Source organism: Asprobacillus argus (genome assembly GCF_032248395.1).
In the GTDB taxonomy this organism is placed as follows: Bacteria; Bacteroidota; Bacteroidia; order Flavobacteriales; family Flavobacteriaceae; genus Polaribacter; species Polaribacter argus.
In genome coordinates, this window is record NZ_JAVTTO010000003.1 from 389072 (window position 1) to 411433 (window position 22362).

General features: G+C 34.1%; 13 protein-coding genes. 9 read left to right on the plus strand and 4 right to left on the minus strand.

Annotated features, from left to right (window positions below; translation table 11 throughout):
• Nucleotides 1-20 precede the first annotated feature (20 nt).
• Genes RQM59_RS09200 through RQM59_RS09210 form a run of 3 tightly spaced genes read left to right on the plus strand, consistent with a single transcriptional unit; the run spans nt 21 to nt 1621 of the window.
• A complete protein-coding gene (locus tag RQM59_RS09200) occupies nt 21-467 on the plus strand; it encodes a YybH family protein (protein ID WP_349241814.1) in 447 nt (148 codons plus the stop codon).
• Nucleotides 468-479: 12 nt separating this feature from the next.
• Nucleotides 480-1022: a hypothetical protein gene (locus tag RQM59_RS09205; protein ID WP_349241815.1), complete on the plus strand. Its 543-nt coding sequence runs from the start codon at nt 480-482 to the stop codon at nt 1020-1022.
• Nucleotides 1023-1048: 26 nt separating this feature from the next.
• Nucleotides 1049-1621, plus strand: a complete 573-nt coding sequence (locus tag RQM59_RS09210) for a uracil-DNA glycosylase family protein (protein WP_349241816.1) — start codon at nt 1049-1051, stop codon at nt 1619-1621.
• On the opposite strand, the gene RQM59_RS09215 is transcribed toward RQM59_RS09210, so the two are convergent.
• The 3 genes from RQM59_RS09215 to RQM59_RS09225 all read right to left on the minus strand — a co-directional run bounded on the left by RQM59_RS09215 (nt 1614) and on the right by RQM59_RS09225 (nt 5783).
• Complete coding sequence (locus RQM59_RS09215; protein WP_349241817.1) at nt 1614-2618, minus strand: helix-turn-helix domain-containing protein; 1005 nt, start codon at nt 2616-2618, stop codon at nt 1614-1616. The genes RQM59_RS09210 and RQM59_RS09215 overlap by 8 nt on opposite strands.
• 390 nt (nt 2619-3008) lie before the next feature.
• Nucleotides 3009-3599 carry a carboxymuconolactone decarboxylase family protein gene (locus RQM59_RS09220; RefSeq protein ID WP_349241818.1) on the minus strand — a complete coding sequence of 197 codons (591 nt, stop codon included), beginning with the start codon at nt 3597-3599 and terminating at the stop codon, nt 3009-3011.
• A gap of 54 nt (nt 3600-3653) precedes the next feature.
• Nucleotides 3654-5783, minus strand: a complete 2130-nt coding sequence (locus tag RQM59_RS09225; protein WP_349241819.1) for an Ig-like domain-containing protein — start codon at nt 5781-5783, stop codon at nt 3654-3656.
• A gap of 114 nt (nt 5784-5897) precedes the next feature.
• On the opposite strand from RQM59_RS09225, the gene RQM59_RS09230 reads away from it, so the two are divergent.
• The 4 genes from RQM59_RS09230 to RQM59_RS09245 all read left to right on the plus strand — a co-directional run bounded on the left by RQM59_RS09230 (nt 5898) and on the right by RQM59_RS09245 (nt 16335).
• A complete protein-coding gene (locus RQM59_RS09230; RefSeq protein WP_349241820.1) occupies nt 5898-6323 on the plus strand; it encodes an OsmC family protein in 426 nt (141 codons plus the stop codon).
• Nucleotides 6324-6353: 30 nt separating this feature from the next.
• A complete protein-coding gene (recJ, locus tag RQM59_RS09235; protein ID WP_349241821.1) occupies nt 6354-8039 on the plus strand; it encodes a single-stranded-DNA-specific exonuclease RecJ in 1686 nt (561 codons plus the stop codon).
• Between the two features lie 195 nt (nt 8040-8234).
• Complete coding sequence (locus RQM59_RS09240; protein ID WP_349241822.1) at nt 8235-11432, plus strand: hypothetical protein; 3198 nt, start codon at nt 8235-8237, stop codon at nt 11430-11432.
• A 10-nt stretch (nt 11433-11442) separates the two neighbouring features.
• Nucleotides 11443-16335, plus strand: coding sequence for a DUF6443 domain-containing protein (locus RQM59_RS09245; protein WP_349241823.1), 4893 nt, complete (start codon nt 11443-11445; stop codon nt 16333-16335).
• Nucleotides 16336-16770: 435 nt separating this feature from the next.
• Here the strand turns inward: RQM59_RS09245 and RQM59_RS09250 are convergent, their stop codons facing one another.
• Nucleotides 16771-17826 (minus strand): endonuclease/exonuclease/phosphatase family protein, encoded by a 1056-nt coding sequence (locus RQM59_RS09250; protein WP_349241824.1) that lies wholly within the window; start codon nt 17824-17826, stop codon nt 16771-16773.
• A gap of 138 nt (nt 17827-17964) precedes the next feature.
• Between RQM59_RS09250 and RQM59_RS09255 the strand changes: the two genes are divergently transcribed.
• Together RQM59_RS09255 and RQM59_RS09260 are read left to right on the plus strand one after the other, a co-directional pair.
• Nucleotides 17965-20787, plus strand: coding sequence for a carboxypeptidase-like regulatory domain-containing protein (locus RQM59_RS09255; protein WP_349241825.1), 2823 nt, complete (start codon nt 17965-17967; stop codon nt 20785-20787).
• 24 nt (nt 20788-20811) lie between these two features.
• Complete coding sequence (locus RQM59_RS09260) at nt 20812-22299, plus strand: DUF5689 domain-containing protein (RefSeq protein ID WP_349241826.1); 1488 nt, start codon at nt 20812-20814, stop codon at nt 22297-22299.
• Nucleotides 22300-22362: the final 63 nt, after the last annotated feature.

Genomic DNA, 22362 nt, shown 5'->3' on the forward strand with positions numbered 1-22362 from the left:
TAACAATCATACTTTCACACATGAAAAAGACTGTTGTTTTTCTTAGTATCATACTACCATCCTTTATCTGCTGTAATTTCAATCCAAGTGACAAACAATTATTGGAATGGAAAACTGAGATTGCTCAAACGGAAAAAGAATTTAACGATCTAGCGCAAAAAGAAGGTCTCGCAAAAGCCTTTGAAACCTACGCTGCCACAAATGGTGTTATCAATCGGAGAAGAAAAATCATTCAAGGAAAAAAAGCCATTGGTCAATGGTATCTAGAGAACCCTCGACCAGATCAAACATTAACTTGGAAACCTGATTTTGTAGACGTAAGTAAATCAGGAGATTTGGGGTATACGTATGGAACCGCTGTGTTTACAACAATTGATTCAGCTGGGACCAAAAAAGAGCGCAAAGGGAAATTTCACACGGTCTGGAAGCGTCAACCCAATGGAGATTGGAGATTTGTGTGGGACTAAAAACTATACTAAATGAAAACAAAAAACTTATTTCTAAGTATTTTGGCACTGCTTTTTCTCAGTGCTTGTCAAACCTCAGGCTCGTCTACATCAGGTTGGCAAAAGGTTTTTCAAAACGATGCGTCTGGAAATACACTTTTCGGTGATAAATCAACACTCATTGATGCTGTACGATTGGGATATCCGGTGAGAATAGGTTGGGGTAGTTCTCGTGTAGAGCATGTTGCCGATGCAGACTTCTTAACGATTTTTGAAGGTACCGAGGTGTTTGCACAAATCCGAACTATTGTAGGACAGGCTCCTCGAATTGACGGAGATTCGTTAAAAATACGCTTTAGAACTCAAAATCATTGGACCAAGATCTCTGGAACCAATGGGTATTCTACAGGTTTTATGACCAACTATTTCCAAGACTCCATCGTTGGAGGAAATGTAGATCGTTATACCGCTACAACATGGTATGTATTGTATCCAAGCAACGCTTCCGACATTGAGGCACGTCCTCTTTGGAGAGAAGGGGCTCCGAACTGGGAGCAGTGGGAAAATCGTAAGTAATGTTAGTTTTATAAGACTTATACCCTGTGAAAAAACTTCTGTCTGACATTAAAAACTGTACCGTTTGTTCGGAGTATTTAGCGCTCGGCCCGAGACCTGTAGTATCAGGAAATCCAAATGCCAAGATTGCTATTATCGGGCAAGCTCCAGGAACAAAAGTACACGCTTCCGGTATTCCATGGGATGATGCTAGTGGAAAACAGTTACGCAAATGGTTAGCGATTTCAAATGAAGATTTTTACAATGAAGAGCTCTTTGCAATTGTACCTATGGGATTCTGTTACCCTGGTAAAGGTTCAAGTGGTGATCTTCCTCCAAGAAAAGAATGCGCTCCATTATGGCACAAACCTCTTTTTGATATGATGCCAAAAATTGAGTTAATTATTTTGATTGGCATGTATGCTCAAAAATATTATTTAGGCGAACAAGCCAAACGCACATTAACAGAAACCGTGGATAATTATCCTGAGTATTTACCTCGCTATTTCGTATTGCCGCACCCATCTCCGAGAAACCGATTTTGGCTAAGCAAAAACCCTTGGTTTGAGCAAAATGTAATTCCGCAACTGCAACAAAAAATCAGGAACATTCTTACATAAAGGAGATCTCGCTTTTCACCTCTATTTGTTTACACAACTGCTCTATCTTTTCATACATAGAAGTGAAAAACAATTTTCTCTCTACCTCTGCATCTCCCGAAATTCTTTTAGAGAATTTTAATTTTTTATCAAAATGCTCTTCAATTTCTTCACAGGTTTTTTCGTCATCAATTCTAAGGTAGGATAATGAAGTATATGGAATTAATAGCGTTTTGATCTTTCGCGACTTAAATAAAACGGTATTATTCAGGTTGATCAACTTATTATAATACATTTTATACCTAAAGACTTGGTTACCATTCCATACACCATTAGCCGCTTGCTGTTCTATTTTTTCAATAACGCCTTTTAATTCTTTGCATAGTTGAACAGCTTCATCTTTTGTAATCATTTTTATCTCATAGAAATAATAGATTTGATACAAACTACTATCAATCGTAGTATCATTCCAAATCTCAGTTCCTTTTAGCCCCCTAAAAGCATTTTTAAAACAAATAGAGTCGTACACAAGATTAGAACTGGGGTTGAATTTCTGCAATGTGGTTTGACTTTGTCTAAATTCTCTATTTGTATGAATATTCATAAATGCATACAAACGAAATTTCGTATACAATGTATCGTGTGGCAAGTAATAAATAGGGATATCCTTGGCAGCGTATAGAAATTCTGGCTGTTTAAATTTTGAAAATATATCTACGGATTTAGTCACTAGCTTAAAGAAATCATCTAGCTTTTCTTTTGGTCCAACACTTCCTCTCTGTTTTAAAACCGATATGGTTTCCTCTTCATCCAAACCGTATAGGTTATTCAACGATATTTTGTAGTTCTTTGCTAGTTTCAAAGCCTCTTCAAAGGAAAGCGCGGTCTTCCCATTCAGTCTTCGATAGGAAGCGTCATAGCTAACATCTAATACATCCGCAATTTCTTCAATAAAAGATACATTATTAGGGAGTTTTTGTCTAATAATGCTAAATAGTTTTTCTTTCTCTATACTCATATGTTCCCAATAGAATTAATACTCTACTTTCAAATAACACAAAAAGAAAAAATGCCTTTTGCATTATTCGCTATCACTCATTTAATAAATAGCATTTTCTTTGCCTTAGAGACTTATTAAATTAAGGTGATTCGTTGGGGAACATCAATTTAGGAAGCAAGATCAAAGTCTTTTCTTGGCAGAGAAAAGGCTTTTTTCGTTCTTCAATATAGGTATTCTATTAATTACAGCAAAAACTTATTGATTGTTTTGCGGTATTCGCAAATCCATATACTTCATAACTTAGTATTTTTGAAAAACATTTAGGTAAAAGACTTGGGGGAAGTCTTTAATTTGATAAAAACCTTTCCTTTAAAAAGGAAAGGTTTTTTATGTACTCAATTTTAAAGTTTAGACATGTTTTCCTACTTCGAAACCATGTTTTCCAAGGTATTGATTTCCGCTTTCAATAGCATCACCTTCTAAACTAGTTCCCATAGAATCGTTCCATCTATTTAAATATCCAAATAAAGAAATTACTCCTAGCATTTCAACAATTTCTCCATCATCCCAATGCTCATGCAATCTTTTTTGAATTTCCTCACCAACCTGATTAGGGACTGAGCTGGCGGCTAACGAAAAATCAAGCGCGGCTCTTTCTGCCTCAGAAAAAGCAGGGTGAGTTCTATATTCCCAAATGTTGTCTAGTTGTTCTTGCTCCGCTCCATAACGTTCGGCAGCTCTTATGGCATGGGCCTGACAATATCTACATCCTGTTGAATTACTTGACACCCATGCAATCATCCTTTTTAAGGCAGAGGTTACTCTTCCTTCATTAGCCATAACTGCCTTATTCAGGTTAATAAAGGCTTTTGATATAGCGGGTCTTCGTTGCATTGTTAATACAGAATTTGGACAAAACCCTAAAGTTTCATTAAAAAATTCTGCTAATTCTTTGGTTTCTAAATCGTGTTCTGCTGATAAAGGAGTTACTAATGGCATTGTATAAATTTTCTTGTATTTGTAATTAAAAACGTAAAGCTACGTATTTATCTTTTATTTTCTTAACAGGCTAAAATGCCCTTTTCTTTCAACAGTAAGACCGTTTATATCTGTCAACTTTGTGGTAAACCAATAATCCGAAGAAGGTAATTGTTTTCCATTGTACGTCCCATTCCAGCCTGCACTGGTTGGCTCTACTCTAGCGACAAACTTTCCATATCTGTCGTAGATAAAAATATCTGACGAGGTGTAAAAATTTCTATCATATCCTGTTAAACTCCAAACATCATTCACCCCATCATTATTAGGTGTAAAGAACTGTGGATAGTCCAATACACTAAATTCGAACTGTATAACTCCACATCCATTTTTATCTCTAAGATAGAGTATATGTCTTCCTGGGGTTAAGTTTTCATAAAGCCTTTGATCAGAATAAGGTCCATTGCTATTGTCTATTGCAAACTCATATGCACCTGCTCCAAAAATAACACGTCCTACTTTTATAAAGTTATTCAACGTACTGTCATTAATGATTACGTCATTTATCGTAATTGTTGCTATTTCTGACGCTATTACATTAAATACTTTAGGCTCAGAAATACATCCTGCTATCGATGTTGCCTGCACACTATATCTTCCCGATACAGTTGCCGATATCGAGGCAGTATTTACTCCTAAATCTTCTCCGTTTATTTGCCATTGGTACGTATAATTTCCTTGAGGGTTCATAGCTTCAATAAGCACACTTCCCTGATCTAAGCATAAGGTATAAGCTTCTGATATATCAAAAGAAGGAATGGTACTATCTATGGTGACAGTGACAGGTGTTCTAGCTATTGATCCACAGCCAGAAACAATGGCTTCTACATAAAAGGTCGTATCTGTGTTTATGGAAGGTGTTATATATTCATTTCCAATAAAAATTGGAGCATTACTTAGTAAAGAATCATACCAATATACCTGTCCTTCTGACGCAAAAGCTCTAATCGTCGCGATTCCGTTATCACATATAATATCATTCTCTACACTAGTAATTGTCGGAGATTGAAATACTGTTGCTACTACAGGAGTTCTTGGCAGGTTCATACATCCATTGACAGAAACCGTTGCGTAATATGTTGTTGTCACAGATAAAACAGGTGTTGTGAAGACAGTTCCTGTTCCGACCAAATTTCCGCCAGTCATAGCATCATACCATAAAACAGTCCCTTCACTTTGTGTAGCGGTGAGATTGACGCTCCCCATTTGACAAACATCGGCATTTGTCGAGGTAAGTATTTGAGGGATATAAACACTTGTGCTTGCAGAAATACTTACAATTGGGTCTCCTGGCATTCCTCCGTATTCCACCACGTATCCTTTTGGTTGATATGGTCCCGAAGTATTTCCATCTATGTCCAAATCGTTCCAAGATCCAGGAAGCCCAACATTTGGATCTGTAACATGTGCATAATCTTCATCTCCCAAATTGTTAGGTTCAGATGGGTTATTATTCCAAAAAGCAAAATTTGGAGTAGTTCCATTAGCATCTCCGTTCCAAAAAATAGTTCCTGCTTCTGGACCTGTTACCCAGCGCCAAACACCTTCTTCAGCCGCATCACTACCTCCAATCCATCCTGCTCCAGCAGCTTGTTCCCCTGTTATTTGCGCTTCATCTTGAGAACCAATAGTGGCCAGATATCCTTGTAATCCGAAATAGGTTCTATTCTCTGCGGCTTGTCTTGCAGATTCCCAATCTATTCCCAAACTAGGTACATACTCATAAAAATGATTGGTCGATGGTAAAAAATTAGCCGCACCAATATTGAAAGAAAAGAACTTCTCTCCATCATTAAAGGCATTTCCAACAAAAACAACATCTCTAACTGCTGCCTGCAAATCTGTATATAATATTTGAGTACCACTTGCAGGTGTTAGCGAGAGCTTCCCTTCTGTAATACTCCAAGTTGCGGCAATGGTTGGATGATTTCCGGTCAGGATCAATCTATCTGCACTGGCAGTATAACCCGCCGAAATTTGAATGAAAAAAGCATCAATTCCTGTATCATCAGAATCAGTTATGGTGAAATTTGGTGCTATTTGTATCTGTTCTGAAGGGCAGTATGCTTGTCGTGCATTTGCCGTTATTACGGGCAAAGCATTGCTCTGCGCTATTGCATTCCCTACCATAAAAAAAAGCAACATGGTGATATAATTTTTATAAAAAGGAATCATTTTCGCAGAATACACTTTATAATTATTGGATTGTGGTTATTTTTGTAAAGATACAAATACGAACCATCAAATATATACTTAAATATGGCATCAAATACAGTAACAACCGTCTGGAAAGAAAACATGTTATTCGAGTCCGACAATCCAAGTGGACACACCTTAATGATGGATACTTCTCCTGAGCATGGAGGTGAGAATAAAGGTTTGGGTCCGAAGGCCATGATGCTCTCTTCTTTAGCAGGGTGTTCTGGGTTAGACGTAGTTTCTTTGCTAAAGAAAATGCGTGCCGAAGCTGATGACTTTAAGATGGTAGTAACGGGAGAATTAACAGAAGAACACCCAAAATATTATCACAAGGTACATGTTGAATATCATTTCTATGGACAAGACCTGAAAGAGGACAAGATAAATAAGGCAGTAGATTTATCCGTTGAAACCTACTGTGGTGTTATGGAAATGTTTCGTCAATTTGCAAATGTAACCACAGAAGTGTATCTTCATAAGCAATAAAGTATTGAGTTCTAATCAATATAAATTGCTATGCGTTGGACGTTAAAACCAGAACCTAATTCAGAAGTTGTACAAGAATTAGCAAGGTCTTTATCTATTGATAAAACTTTAGCTACATTATTGGCACAGCGCAATGTCTCAACTTTTGAAGAGGCAAAAAAATTCTTCAGACCAAGTCTTGAAGATCTTCAAGATCCTTTTTTAATGAAGGATATGAATAAGGCTGTTCAACGAATTGAAAAAGCTATAGAAAAAGGTGAATCCATTTTGGTCTATGGAGATTATGATGTAGATGGTACTACAGCAGTTTCATTGGTATCTTCCTATCTCAAATCTTTTTATAATAGGGTGGCTACGTACATTCCTGACAGGTATGAAGAAGGCTATGGCATTTCTTACAAAGGCATTGATTTTGCCTCAGATAATGATTTTTCTCTGATCATAGCATTAGATTGTGGTATTAAAGCCATAGATAAAGTGGCTTATGCTTCAAAAAAGAACATCGACTTTATTATTTGTGATCACCACAAACCAGGTAAAGAGATTCCAGCGGCAACAGCTGTGTTAAATCCGAAGCAAAAAGATTGTAAATATCCTTATGATGAATTATGTGGTTGCGGTGTAGGTTTTAAATTAATTACAGCGCTGGCGGCGTCAAGAAATCAAACTATTGACGATCTGATTCCATACTTAGACCTCGTAGCTACAGCAATTGCTGCTGACATTGTTCCGATGACAGGAGAAAATCGAGTTTTAGCGTATTTTGGTCTACAAGTAATTAATTCAAATCCAAGGAATGGGATCAATGCTATTATTCATCAATTAAATAAAAAAGTATTGACGATTACCGATGTGGTATTCGTGATTGCACCAAGGATTAACGCAGCTGGAAGAATGAAGCATGGCAATCATGCCGTTGAATTGCTAACAGAAGAAAATTTTGAAGCGGCCATTACGATCGCATCCTCTATAGAAAAGTACAATCTTGATCGCAAAGAGACGGATAAAAAAATAACACAAGAAGCGCTTTTGCAAATTCAAGAGAATAATGAAGAAGATCGATTTACTACGGTGGTTTTTCATGAAGATTGGCATAAAGGTGTTATCGGAATCGTTGCTTCTAGGTTGACAGAGACCTATTACAGACCTACATTAGTTTTTACCAAAAGCGGTGATACATTGGCTGCATCGGCACGATCTGTAAAAGGTTTTGATGTTTATAATGCATTGGAGCAGTGCTCCGAATTCATAGAACAATTTGGCGGACATAAATACGCCGCGGGCCTCACTTTACTACCAGAAAATTATCAATTTTTCAAAACTAAATTTGAAGAGGTAGTTACTAAAACTATTAACCCAGAATTACGAACTCCAGAAATTTTAATAGACGCAGAAATAGAACTTTCAGAAATTACACCAAAGTTCTTTAGGATCCTTCAACAAATGGCTCCTTTTGGACCCTTAAATATGAAGCCTGTTTTTAAAACTTCTTGTGTACGGGATAATGGTTATGGAAAACAAGTAGGTTCGGATAAAAGCCACTTGAAACTTAGTATTATTCAAGGATCTGATAGAAAAACTTATAATGCCATAGGGTTCGGATTAGGCAATAAACTGAGCCATATTCAAAATGATTTTGATATTGCTTTTTCACTTGACGAGAACGAATGGAATGGAGTGAAATCTATTCAATTAGTGCTAAAAGATTTGATCTAAATTTGAAAACCTTTTTAAATTTAGATTAATAATTCGGAATTTATTCTTGGTCGATGAAATTGTTTTTTCATTTTGTTTGTTTATATTTGACCTCAATAATTGAAAAAGAAAAAAGATTGCTAGTACTAATGTAGAAAAAATTGCTCATTTCTAAAGGCGTAATTGCTATTTCTTTCTTATTTAAAAACAAATTTTATGAAAAAAATATTCTTATTTTTTGTGGTAATTTTTGCGTGCGCAAATTTATACTCACAGAATTACAGTTATGTAAATGATGATAAAGGAACATCCCATGCATCTGAAAGTGAAGATGTTGAAAACATACAAGTTCCATTGTATACAATAACAATTGATGGCACAAATGTACCTATTTTTTTATCTTACAATAATAGAGGAAGAAAGGTTTCTGAAGTACCTAACTCTGTGGGCTTTAATTGGAGTTTACAAGCCGGTGGATTTGTAAGAAAAACAATTAATCATCTAGTAGATGAATCCGATAAGGGTTGGTTTTATAACGACACGAGAGGATCCTTTCAACCAGGGTTCTATAATTTTGCTTCACAAGCACAAGATTTATTTAAAAATACTGATGCCTCTCCTGATGTTTATAAAATGAGTATAAGTAATGGTGAATATCTAAATTTCCTTTTTGAAAGAAAATCAGCTATCTCGGGTGTATTAAGTCCACACATTATTAATAGTAGTGGCAACTTTTTTAATTCATCTATAAACGCCAAATTTAAAATCTATAATGTTGGGCAAAATGAAACATCAAACTATCAAACAGAAAATGATTCTGATTTAAAAGTTAAAAATACTGAGGGAGTTAATTACCTATTTAGAAAAGGCTTAAAGAGATCTCTCCCTTTTAATCTAAAAAAAGAATATGTTTACAACAGTCTTTTTTCCATAGATTCTGCAAATTACAAGAATTATTACTTGCATAAAATTGACACTGATTTTAATAAAGATAGTATCAAATTTGAATATTTAGACACTAAGATATTTAAATTTATTCCTCACTCTAAAGCCACCATGAGGCAAACAAATTCTAATCCTCAAACTCCTCCGGCTCCAACTGACGCAATAGTAATGGAAGGGTATTATGAAGATATTTCTGTTGAGGATATTTCTAGAAAAGAAATTTCAAAAATCATTACAAAAAATGAAACTGTCACTTTCCTATATAAAACAATTGATTACAACACCGATTTTTCTAGTCTAGGAATACCAGGGGGTTACAACATAGATAAGTTTAAATATCAAAAAATAAAGTTGCTAGATGAGATTCTAATTCACGACCATAACGGTAACTATATTTCTGGTTTTAAGTTTTTTTATACTGAAAGGCAACCTGGACAAGATCAAAATTTATATGAGGGAGACTTTAGAATAAAGTATATTTTGAAATATGGAAAGAATCGTAAAGACAGTTATGTCTTCAAAAAATTTAATTATTACGGAGAACCATACTACACTCCAACAATTTCAAAAGCACGAGATGTTTTTGGATATCCTAACGGGAAATTTCAAAATGATCAGATTAGCAATTATTTAATTACTAGGCAGCAACTAGACGTAGATAGACTGCCAAACCTACAATACCTAAAAATGGGAATGTTAAAATCTATAACAAACCAAATGGGAGGTGTAACTGAATATGTTTACAAAGAAAATACATCTGGCAACAATTATTATGGAGGTCTTATTGTAGAAGAACTAAACACTTATGACAATACAACGAACTTAATCGGGAAAATTCAATACACCTATGAAGAACCAGAAGGTTTTGGGCTTCCTGTTTATGATAACACCTATCCCCCAACAAACACATATGCGGAAGGTTATTTTGATGCTCGTTTGATGGATTATGAATGGCAGACCTACTTTATAAAAGTTGACCCTCAAGTTTATTATAATTCATTAAGTTACCTTACTTCATTTAATGTTTATAGTAGCCCGCAGGCATTTTTAAAGAATACACCTGCTTCTGACAATCTTATATCTGCAAATAATTTTCAAACGTATAATCAGCAAAAATCTGGAAGTTTTTATAAAAAGATTACAAAGACAAGGATAAATGTAAATACGAACACATCAGACAAAGGATATACAATTAGCTATTATAGGCCCTCTTTGACTTCCTTATACCTAGATAAAAATATAGAAAGTACTGCAACCTTTAATGCTTCTAATATTAAAGTAAAAGAGGTAAAGTATAATTATGAACTCGCTTTTTTAGGAATCATTGAAGCTTTTGAATTTGACAATGTACATATGCAAGCTAATTTTGCTAATATTAACTTGTATAATTATGTAATAAAAGATGCGCCTATATACAAAATAGTGGATGTTCTAAAAAGCACTGAAGAAGTAGATTATGATCATTCTGGCAGCTCGACAACTCATAAAAAAACAGAGTATACCTATTTAAATGAGAGTTCCGGAATTACTGAAAACATCGATTATAATAAGTTAAAAGTTATTACAGAATTATTCAACAATGTTCCTTTTAAAAAAACAGAGAATAAATATCTTTCCGAATATCAAAATGCTACGCATTTAGATAACTTAGTTAACAAAAACCCTATAATTGAGGAAACTAATTGGGTTAAGAACTCAGGCCTCTGGAAGTTAGAATCAGCAGTAACAAGCACATACTTATCGGATGGGAAAATAAAAAAGTCAGGAACTATTCGAGGTAATAAAATCTCGAATACATTTTATGATGAAAACACATTTACCCCTAGTTATTTTGATGTAAATGAAAATTTAATTTCACTAGCAACAGAAGATGAAGTTGAGTTTTTTTTCGATGAAGATGGTAATTTAGTTTGTGAGAAAAACCTTGTCTCTTCTGTGAGTAGGATTTACCAAAGAAGTGACGAATATAATGGATTGTATGTGGATGCAATTTTAACTACTACAGAAGATTACAACCCTCTTGTAAAAAAATTCTTAAAAAAGAGTTTTGAGAACCCGAATGAATCCAATGTCGTTTATTTTAACAAGGCTTTCTCTGGAGATTATGTATACAATGGATCTAGCATTAACCTTGGAACGTTTCCTTCTAATACTTTGGTTAGTTATTGGGAATATTATAACGGAGAATGGAATTATAAAACGATATCGCATAATGGAGGTTTATTAACCATAAATAAGTCTTCTAGTGCACTTTATATAGACGAAGTTAGAGTTAAACCAGCTTCATCATATATGGAATCATATACTGTCATTCCTTTAATTGGTTTTTCGAGTGAATTGAATAATAGAGGGGATGGAAATAGAATTGAATATGATCTATTTGGAAGAACACTTTACCTATTGGATAAAGATTATAATGTATTGAAGGAATACAGGAAGAATTATATAACTATTGATACAACCAACTAAATATATTGCTATGTTTAAAAAACTTATTTTATTATCGTTTATTTTTATTTCGCTAAACGCGTACTCACAAACAGATATTGTCAATATGGACCCCGTAGCCAGGGCTCAATATTTAGATAGTAGTGACTTATATACTTATGATGCTAGTGGAATGTTTTGGTATAAATGGTATACACACGTCAATTCAGGTGGACAAAATGTTACTGAGAGAATTCTAATATATAAATTTATTAAAGATAATGATGGGGACAATTTTGGAAACCCAAATCAGTATATAGCAGTATTACCCTCAGAAAACATTCTCTACCTGCCTACAGTCCATCAAAAAAATGTTTATGATTCTGAAACAGTTAGTTTTCTATATTCTTTAGAATATAAAATATCAACATTCAACTATAGTGCTACTAACTGGGTTAGACCTTACAGAACCGACAGTTTTATTAACGGTTCTCAAACATATTATATTGGTCGTTCTAATGTTTATGATTGTAATGATTTCTTGTATGGTCTCAAAATTAAATTTTCTCAGTTTTATGGAGATTTAGATGGAGATGGGCATGGAAATAAAGATATTAAGCTTGTATACCCTACACTATGCCCTGCACCTGGAGCAGTTTCAAATGACAATGATTGTAACGACAATGATGCTAACGTTGGATCTCAATCAGTTGCGTGGTATGTAGATAACGATGGAGATGGGTATGGAGATCCAAATTCACCAACAATATTTACCTGTACCAATCCAGGAGGTTATGTTACCAATGCTAATGATTGCGATGATAATGATGCACGATATAATAATGAGCAAATTACATGGTATGCAGATTTTGATCATGATGGGTTTGGAGACAAAAACAATACAATTGTAGCGGCATGTCCTCCTGCAAATTATATAACAAATTGTTATTTTGATGACTGTCCTACCCAAACTGGTACTAGAGGTAATGGTTGCTCTCAAATATTTTATGATTTTGATAATGCGAATCAAAACTATTCGTATGATAGAGTATATCTAAAAGCTTTTTCCCCTGATAATCTTACGTCAGCTACATCGGATGATGTAATAGAGCAAATTGCTTATCAAGATGGTAAAAGCAGAATAAAACAAATAAATAAGATTAGGTTTACTTCTTCAGGAAAAGATTTAATTACACATAGTGAATATGACGGAAATGGAGAAAAAACGAAGACATTTTTGCCTTTTACCAGTACTTCTAATATTGGTCAATTTAAATCTACAGCCAAAGTAAGTACGCTTAATTACTACAACACGTCAACCTATGATAATACAACAAATCCATATATTGAGATATTAACTGAGAATTCTCCTTTACGCAGAGTTTTAGAAAATGCAGCTCCCGGAAATAGCTGGGTTTTAAATGAAAGTTCAGACTCAGATCGTACGGTAAAATACTCTTATGAAGCAAACACTACTAATGATGCTGTAAAACAATATTCAGTAATCTATACGAATGATAATATTGAACTTCCACAAATTATCCCTGGTCGCTTTCCTTACGCAGCAAATCTGCTAATAAAAAAAACAGTCAAAGATGAAAACTGGCAACCAAACCAAACTTTTGCAAAAGAGCACACAACAGAAACGTATACAGACAAAAATGGAAGGCTCATTTTAGAAAGGAAGTATAGAAGAGATTTGGTACATGATACATATTACGTTTATGATGAATTTGGGAACTTAACATTTGTAATTACCCCTGAAGCTTCCATTTTGAGCGGAATAGACCAATTAACTTTAGATGGGTTAGTTTATCAATACAAATATGATCGAAAAAATCGATTGATCGAGTCGAAAGATCCAGGCAAAACAAAGCAATATGTCATCTATGATAATCTCGATAGACATATTTTAATTCAAGACGGAGTGCAAAGTGATGACGATATGTGGTCTTTTACCAAGTATGATGCGTTTGGAAGAATAGCTTTTACTGGTCTTCAGGAAAATACGCAAGGCCTTTCTAGATTGGATCTTCAGAATCTAGAAGCTTCTAGAAATAGTTTGTATGAAAGTATGACAAGTACCAGTCAAAATTTAGAAGGCACAAATATTTATTATACCAATACTAGTTTGCCGAACGGTGATTATGAAATCTTAAATATTAATTACTATGACACTTATGTAGATCTACCTCCTGGCCTAGGAACTACTATAACAACTTCATATGGGGAGGCATCTAGCACAAATACGTTAGGTCTGCCTACTGTTACCAAGACTAGAGTGTTAAATACTGAGAACTGGATATATACTGTAATATATTATGATGCCAAAGGAAGAGCCATTTATGTGCATAAATACAATGAGTATTTACAAACCACTAATATTATTGAGCCAAAGCTTGATTATATTGGCAAAAAGTTAGAGACTAAAAAAACTCACAAAAAAAGTGGGAATTCTGATATTATTACTTTAACAACTTTTACTTACGACAAGCAAGTAAGACTTCTAGAGTCTACTCAAAAAGTAAATAGTCAAATTCCCGAAAGAATTGTTAAAAATAATTATAACGACTTAGGCCATTTAGAGAGCAAACTTATTGGAAATGGGACTCAAAGTGGATATACAGATGTTTCTAGTGGGTTATCGATTTCAAATGATATCATTACTAAAAATAGCGGAAGTGGTTGGGATACAGGACTAGCTACTTCAGGGGATTTTTCTGGGAATGGCTATGTAGAATTTAGCATAAATCAAACCAATAGATATGCGATGATTGGTCTTTCAGATAGCAATCAAAATGCACATTATAATACCATTGATTATGCTATTTACATTTGGTCAGAAAATAGAATCAAAGTTTATGAAAATGGAAATGATAGAGGCCATAAAACATTTTATGAGTATGGTGATAAATTGAGAGTGGAAAGAATAGGGAATCAGATTCACTATAAGAAAAACGGAGAGACATTTTATATATCTCAAACACTTTCGGCTGGTACGTTACTAGGTGATTTAAGTATTGCTTCTCTTACCATGCAAATAAAAGATTTTCGTATTGTAGATAATAGTGAAGGATTACAGAATGTAGATTATAAATACAATGTTAGAGGGTGGCTTACAGATATTAATGATGTGAATAATATAGGGTCCGATTTATTTAATTTTAAGATTAACTATAATACAAAAGACATTTCTTCTTCAGGAGGTTTTACCTCCCTTTATAATGGAAATATATCTGAAACTATATGGAAAACTAAAAGTGATTCAAAAAAGCGCGCTTATCAATACAGTTATGATGCTTTAGACAGAATTATTGAAGGTAACTATAGAGAGGAAGAGAATCTACTTTCAGGAAATGGTAAATATGCCACACATTATGACTACGATAGAAATGGTAATTTAGATAATTTAAATAGGACAGGCAGTGGCACTAATTCTATTGATGAGTTAAGCTATACATATAACACAAAATCAAATCAATTAAGTGAAGTCCTTGATGAAAGCTTCGATGCCACTCAAGGTTTTAAATCCATTTCATCGACATATACATATAACAACAACGGTGGTCTATATAGTGATACTGGCAAAGGCATTACTTCAATTCTATATAATTACCTTAATTTACCTGTGAAAATTAATGTAAATAAATCGAACCCGAATATAATAGGATCTATTGATTATGTGTATGATGCAACAGGGAACAAATTAAGTAAAAAAACGGTTGAAAATGGCATTACAAATTGGACTTTATATGATGATAATTATATCTATAAAGGAACTTCATTTAATAATACTGGCTTGCAGTTTTTTCAGCACAGTGAAGGATATACACAAAATAATAATGGAACTTTTAGCAATGTATATCAATATAAAGATCATTTAGGGAATGTACGATTATCTTATACTGATACTAATAACGACGGTAGTATTTCTGCTAGCTCAGAAATTATTGAGGAAACAAATTATTATCCCTTTGGGTTAAAGCATATTGGTTATAATGATGCATATGTACCTATTGGTAATGTAACTGCTCAAAAATTTGGATATAATGATAGAGAATTAGATGAAACCATGGGGGTTTCTTTTATGGAAATGGACTGGAGAAGTTATGATCAGGCTATTGCTAGATGGATTCAAACAGATCCTGTTTTACATTATTCTATGAGCCCTTATGTTGCATTTGATAATAATCCTGTATATTGGAGTGATCCTAGCGGAGCCGATTCAGAGCAATATCAAGAGCAAGATCAAGAAGAGAGCCCAGATCCAGAGCAATTTTGGGTCGATCAAGATGGGAATATCTGGGTGTGGGATCCTGAAAAAAAAGACTACGTTTTCTGGGCTAGTGGAGATAATGAACGCCTTGATTTAGTAATAGTGAAGGGTGCCAAAAGACCTACTAATGACCTAGGTACTGGATTTGACAGGTTTGACATAAATGACTTAAATGGAAATTTTGATATTTTTAGTGCATATAGAAAAGGACTAGACGAGGTAACGCAATCTGAATATGCTAAAAGACTATTTTTCTTTAGTGATATTGGTGATATTTATGCTTCAGAAAGGTTGAGAAGAGGTACATATAAAACGAAAGACGGAATACGAAGTTTTTTGAAGAATGGTAAAATTAAAGCAGGGTTATCCAAAAATGCCGCTAACCATGTAAAGTTATTTAAAGGAATGAAGGTTTTAGGACCAATCGGCACAGGTGTAAGTATTTATAATATTTCTAGTGATGTATTAGCAGACGGTAAAATAAAACCCTCATCAATAATCGATGGCGGTCTATTAATAGTGGGAACAGTGGTTACCGCAGCTTTTCCACCAGCTGCAGTGGTTGTAGGAACCGTAATATTAGTATACAACGTAGTAGATTATTTTACAGGGTTTAGTGAAAAGTTGGACAGATCGCAAGGACAAATAAATTTATGGGGAGATGATTAAAAAATATATATCTTTTTGCTATTCAGCACTAATGTTTAGAATTGATGAGACTAGCGAACCTGAAAATTACCATGAAAGAATTGCAAATGTTTTAAATATAAAAATTGCTCTTATTCTAAGCGCATTTTTTTTAAACATCGGATATGCAATTTTTAAAATCAAAGAGGTTAAATTATTCGTTGCCGTTACCGTAACAATTATAATTTTAATTGTTTATCTAATCATTTCTCCTAAAATGAAGAGGTATATACTGCGGTTAAAACTTCCTCAGAAGTATAAAAAGAAAAGCAATTTCATTCGGTTTTTTCAAATAATCTTAATGATTATAAACACACTTTTTCTATTCTTCTTGCTAATTCTATCGTTTATAATTCAGCGATATATTTGACAATCGTTAAAAGCACAAAAAAACCGAGCTACTCGCTCGGTTTTTTTTTATTTTTTTTCCTTAATCAGGTAAATATAGACTGGATAATGATCACTGTATCCTCCGGTATAGTTTCCAAAAGAAAAGCTTCTAAAAGGATATCCTTTGTAACGTCCCTTCTTACCTGTTAAGAAACGCTTATTAAAGATTCCTGCCTTAAACATTTTATAGGTAGAAAAATCCTTATCTCCTTTATCCAATAATGGTGCTGTGAAGAATATTTGATCAAATAAATTGATATTATCTCTATACCCTAAGGTATTAAAACCTCTTCGATGCATATCTTCAAAAGGGTTGTAGAGATCTCCTTCTCCCACATCTTTCTTTTTCCCTTTTGTTTTTAATACTTTTTTAAAGCTACTATTTATAGGATCGTCGTTAAAATCTCCCATAGATAAAATCTTTGCATTAGGTTCCTTAGCTAATATTTGATTAATGATCTTGGTATTTTGATACGCCGCTTTTTCACGTAATGGTCTACTTCTTGCTTCACCGCCACTCCTAGATGGCCAGTGATTTACGATAACATGAATGAGTTCATCGTCTAAATATCCAGAAACCAATAGCTGATCTCTCGTGTATACTTTTCTATTCTCTCGGTAAATGTTAGGATTAAAAGATTCGTGATGTACCGGTTTGAAATATCTTTCCTGATATAACAGCGCTACATCGATACCTCTCTTATCTGGTGATTCATAATGAATAATCCCGTACCTCTTACTCTTTAAATGTTTTGAATTGACAAGGTCCTCTAAAACTGCTCTGTTTTCAACTTCTGAAACGCCAATTAATGCTGGCGCCGTTTTAGATTTTTCATATCCAATTTGAGCAATTACACTTCCCAATTTATCGATTTTGTCCCAGTAGACTTTAGACTTATTTGTCTTCAATTCCATCATCGGGCTCGCTTCATCATTCTTATTTACATCATTAATTGTATCAAAGAGATTTTCTAAATTATAAAAAGCAATCGTCCTAATTTTATAGGTTTTCTGCTTTTTTTGCGCATATCCATTAGATAATGAGCAACATACAATCAATAAAAGAACTATTTTTTTAATCATTATGTCTATATTTAAACCACAAACTTAAAAAACAAATTTTAGCTAAACGTTACTTAATGCAATATTAACACCTTTAGCTGTTAAATTTTGTTAATTTTGCAGGAGATAATGTTATAATAAAAATTCAATTATTTATTTATGAGAAAATTAATAATGACAATGTTTTTTGGCATTGCACTGATTTTTGGTGCGGAAGCTCAAAACATTGTGAAAGGAATTGTGAAAGATAGCAATTCTGAAAATCCTATTGAAGGAGTTTCCGTTACAATACTTACAACAAGTGTTAATGGAACAACAGATAAAGATGGGGTTTTTACACTTACAAATCTTTCTAATGGAAGTTATATTCTTGAAGTTCGTCTTAAAGGATATGAAACACAAAACTTTCCTATAGAATTTAATGGCAACACGATCGATCTAGGTACTATTTTGTTATATCAAGATGTTACAGAAGATCTAGATCTAAGTACCATTACCATTACGGACGATGAATTAAATGACGACGCAAGTGCTGCAGATAATATTTCTGGGTTACTGCAATCAACTAGGGATGTCTATTTACGGACCGCTGCTTTTGATTTTAGTGGTTCATTTTTTAGAATTAGAGGATTAGATTCAGAGAACGGTATTGTTATGATCAATGGTATTGAAATGAACAAGCTTTTCAATGGAAGGCCTCAATGGAGTAACTGGGGTGGACTAAATGATGTGATGAGGAATCAAGAATTCACAAATGGTTTAACAGCTTCAAACTTTACATTTGGTGGTTTATTAGGTTCTACCAACATTAACACCAGAGCGTCAGAACAACGTACAGGTGTCCGTGTATCTTATGCTTCTTCAAACAGAAGTTATGTACACAGAGTTATGGGTACCTACTCTTCTGGAATGCAAGAAAATGGTTGGGCATATTCGATTGCCGCGAGTAGAAGAGCAGGTGAAGAAGGATTTAATGATGGTACTTCATACAACGCATATTCTGTTTTTGCTTCAGTAGAAAAGAAAATTAACGATAGCCACAGTTTGAACCTAACATCTATTTTCGCTCCAAATAAGAGAGGGAAATCTTCGGCAAATACACAAGAGGTATATGATCTAAGAGGAATTCAATACAATTCGTATTGGGGATATCAAGATGGTACGATTAGAAACTCAAGATATAAAGAGCTTATTGAGCCAATCTTTATTTTAAATCATTATTGGGATATTGACGAAAATACTTCTTTAACTACTAATGTTGGGTACCAATTTGGTAGCTTAGGAAATAGTAGGTTAGATTTTGGAGGAACAGATATCAATCCAAATAGTGGATTGCCCGAAGGTGGTGGAGCGAATCCTGATCCAACATACTATCAGAAATTACCTAGTTACGCGTTGCGTAATTTCCCTGACATGCCAGAAATTGCTTTTGGTTTACAGCAGCAATTTTTAACAGATGGGCAATTAGACTGGAGAGCGATGTACCAAACCAATATTCAAAACGCAGCGCAAGGTTTAAATTCGACATTTATCCAATACGAGGATAGAGTAGATGATAAACAATTTACAGTTAATACAATTTTAAATAAAGTATTAAATGATAACATTACCATAAATGGAACACTGACCTATAAAAATTTAAAATCGCAAAACTTTGCAAATGTTTTAGATCTTTTAGGAGGAACTGGCTTCTTAGATGTTGATGGTTTTGCTGACGACCTAAGTAATAATCCTGGGCAAATTCAAAACGATCTGTTAAACCCTAACAGAGTAGTTGGCGAAGGAGATACTTTTAGGTATAACTATAATATCCTTTCTAATGTTATTGGTGGTTTTGCGCAAGCGCAATTCAAATACAATAAAGTAGATTTCTATACTGCTTTAAATGTAACCAATACAAGTTATCAAAGAGAAGGAATCTACCAGAATGGTGGTTTTGCAAATAGTTCTTTAGGAAAAGGTGAGAAACTATCTTTCACTGGTATCGGCGTAAAAGCAGGAGGAACTTATAAATTAACGGGTAGACATCTTTTTGATGCAAATGCTTCGTATTATACAAAAGCACCTACCATTAGAAATACATTTGCGAATTCAAGAGAAAATCATGCTGTAGTTCCAAACATTACAGAAGAAAAAGTATTGTCTTTTGATGCTAGTTATGTATTAAGATCTCCAAAAGTACAAGCAAGACTTACGGGTTATTATACTAAAATTGAAGACGCAAATGAGATTTCTTTCTTCTTTGCTGATGGAGTTGGTGGAGATAATCAAGCTTTTATCCAAGAGATTCTTCAAGGAATTGACAAGCAACATTTAGGAATGGAATTTGGAATTGAATACCAAGTAATTCCCACGTTAAAATTAAAAGGTGTTGCTTCTATAGGACAATATACCTACGCGAATAACCCTGACTTATATATAGCATCTGAAGATTTTGTAAATCCAGCTTCAACTGATCCATTAATTAGGGATTTTGGACTACAAACTCAAGGTAAAGCTTCTTTAAAAGATTATAAATTAGCAAATGGACCACAACAAGCATTCTCTGTTGGTTTCGAATATAGAGATCCGGATTACTGGTGGTTTAGTACTACCGTAAACTTTATGTCTAATGCATATGTTGATGTAAGTCCACTACAAAGAAGTTCTAACTTCTATACTGATTTTGACGGTATGCCGTTTAATGAGTATGACCCTGCAGTAGCAAAAGAGTTGTTAAGACAAGAAAAATTTGACAGCTATGTAGTAACCAATTTAGTAGGTGGAAAGTCATGGAGAATCAATGACACTTTTGTAAGTGTTTTTGCCAGTGTAAATAACTTGTTTGATACTGTTTTTAAATCAGGTGGTTTTGAGCAAGGAAGAAATGCTAACTATAGACAATTACTAGCAGACAAGTCTCTAGACACTCCAGTGTTTGGACCTAAATATTGGTATGGTAGAGGAACTACTTACTTTTTAAACGTGAACTTAAGATTTTAATAAAACAGCATAATACAATAAATAATGAAAACAAATAAATTTTTAAACGTACTGATGTTAGTTGCCTTTATTGGCATCTCAGTATCATGTGTAGAGGATGGTGATTTTGATGTGCCAAGTGGTACAGAGGTTCAAGAGCCTATTATTCCTCAAAACGCGCTAGTTACATTTCAAAGCGCTATAAATTCTCTGATTAATGAAATTGACGACAATAACAATAATGTCATTGATAATGGTGAAAATGGAGTGTTTACATACCCTTCAGATGACCCTAATGTAGACGGTGATGAGTTATATACTTTTGGGTATGTTATTTCAAGTGATCGAGCTGGGAACTTTTTTGAAGAGTTAATTATTCAAAATTCAATTGATGGAAATAACCCTACTAATGATGTAAGGTTAGGGTTTAAAGTAGAAGTTAATGTATCGAGTTTGTTTCAGACCTATCAAACTGGAAGAAAAATATATATTAAACTAAATGATTTATCAATCGGTATTTCCAACGGTGTGTACACAATTGGTAAAGAAGATGGCAATAATATTGGTCAAATTCAACCGTATGAATATCAAGATTTTATTACAAGGAGTAACGAGGTTGCTACAATGACTCCAAAAGTAACGACTATTGCGAATTTATCTGCTGCGGATCTCAATACATTGATTCAATTAGATAACATGCAGTTCTTTAGAGATCAGTTATTGCTAACTTATGCTGGAGAACCAAGTGATCAATTTGATGGATTTAGAACGTTAGAAAGTTGTGATGATGGTTCGACTATTTTATTACAATCTAGTACTTTCTCTGATTTCAAATCGATTCAAGTGGATCAAAATAAAGGAAACATACAAGGTATCTTTAGTAGAGATTTTGGAGATGATTTTAATGTATTTATCATTAACGGTCTTTCTGATATAAATTTCGCTAATACGGACAGATGTGATCCGATAGAGTTAGATTGTGGTATTGCTACAGCTGAAGGACCAAATACTTTATTTGAAGATGACTTCCAGTCACAAACTACATTTTCGCCTATTACTGGAAATGGATGGACGAACTTCATCCAAGAAGGTACTGAAGGTTGGGAAGCATATGTTTCTGGTGGAGCTAACGCTTCTTTAGGAACATCTGCAAGAGTTGGTTCTTTCCAATCTGGAGACGCAAGTTCTGTTGCTTGGTTGATTTCTCCAGCGATAGATTTTGACGCTCAAACCGGAGAAACTTTAACCTTCCAAACATCGAACAGTTTCGCAGACGGAAGTACTATGGATTTATTATTCTCTACAGACTGGGATGGTAACACAGCAAACATTACTTCTGCAACATGGGGTATTTTACCAGCAGCTTATATTGTACAAGATTCGGACTTCTTTGGTGCTTGGTTAAGCTCTGGTATCGTAGATCTTTCTTGTGCTACAGGAACTATGCATATCGCTTTCAGATATAAAGGTAGTGGAGACTCTGGCTTTGATGGAACGTATGAACTTGATGAAATTAAGATTAAGTCTAACTAGTTATTAGATTCTTCTTATAAAATAAAAAAGCGCTTCAAATTGAAGCGCTTTTTTTATTTACTT

Coding starts and splice junctions, on each gene's coding strand:
- recJ (WP_349241821.1), top strand. CDS start 6,354: ATGCGTTGGACGTTAAAACCAGAACCTAATTCAGAAGTTGTACAAGAA.
- RQM59_RS09255 (WP_349241825.1), top strand. CDS start 17,965: ATGAGAAAATTAATAATGACAATGTTTTTTGGCATTGCACTGATTTTT.
- RQM59_RS09205 (WP_349241815.1), top strand. CDS start 480: ATGAAAACAAAAAACTTATTTCTAAGTATTTTGGCACTGCTTTTTCTC.
- RQM59_RS09240 (WP_349241822.1), top strand. CDS start 8,235: ATGAAAAAAATATTCTTATTTTTTGTGGTAATTTTTGCGTGCGCAAAT.
- RQM59_RS09215 (WP_349241817.1), bottom strand. CDS start 2,618: ATGAGTATAGAGAAAGAAAAACTATTTAGCATTATTAGACAAAAACTC.
- RQM59_RS09230 (WP_349241820.1), top strand. CDS start 5,898: ATGGCATCAAATACAGTAACAACCGTCTGGAAAGAAAACATGTTATTC.
- RQM59_RS09200 (WP_349241814.1), top strand. CDS start 21: ATGAAAAAGACTGTTGTTTTTCTTAGTATCATACTACCATCCTTTATC.
- RQM59_RS09225 (WP_349241819.1), bottom strand. CDS start 5,783: ATGTTGCTTTTTTTTATGGTAGGGAATGCAATAGCGCAGAGCAATGCT.
- RQM59_RS09250 (WP_349241824.1), bottom strand. CDS start 17,826: ATGATTAAAAAAATAGTTCTTTTATTGATTGTATGTTGCTCATTATCT.
- RQM59_RS09260 (WP_349241826.1), top strand. CDS start 20,812: ATGAAAACAAATAAATTTTTAAACGTACTGATGTTAGTTGCCTTTATT.
- RQM59_RS09220 (WP_349241818.1), bottom strand. CDS start 3,599: ATGCCATTAGTAACTCCTTTATCAGCAGAACACGATTTAGAAACCAAA.
- RQM59_RS09245 (WP_349241823.1), top strand. CDS start 11,443: ATGTTTAAAAAACTTATTTTATTATCGTTTATTTTTATTTCGCTAAAC.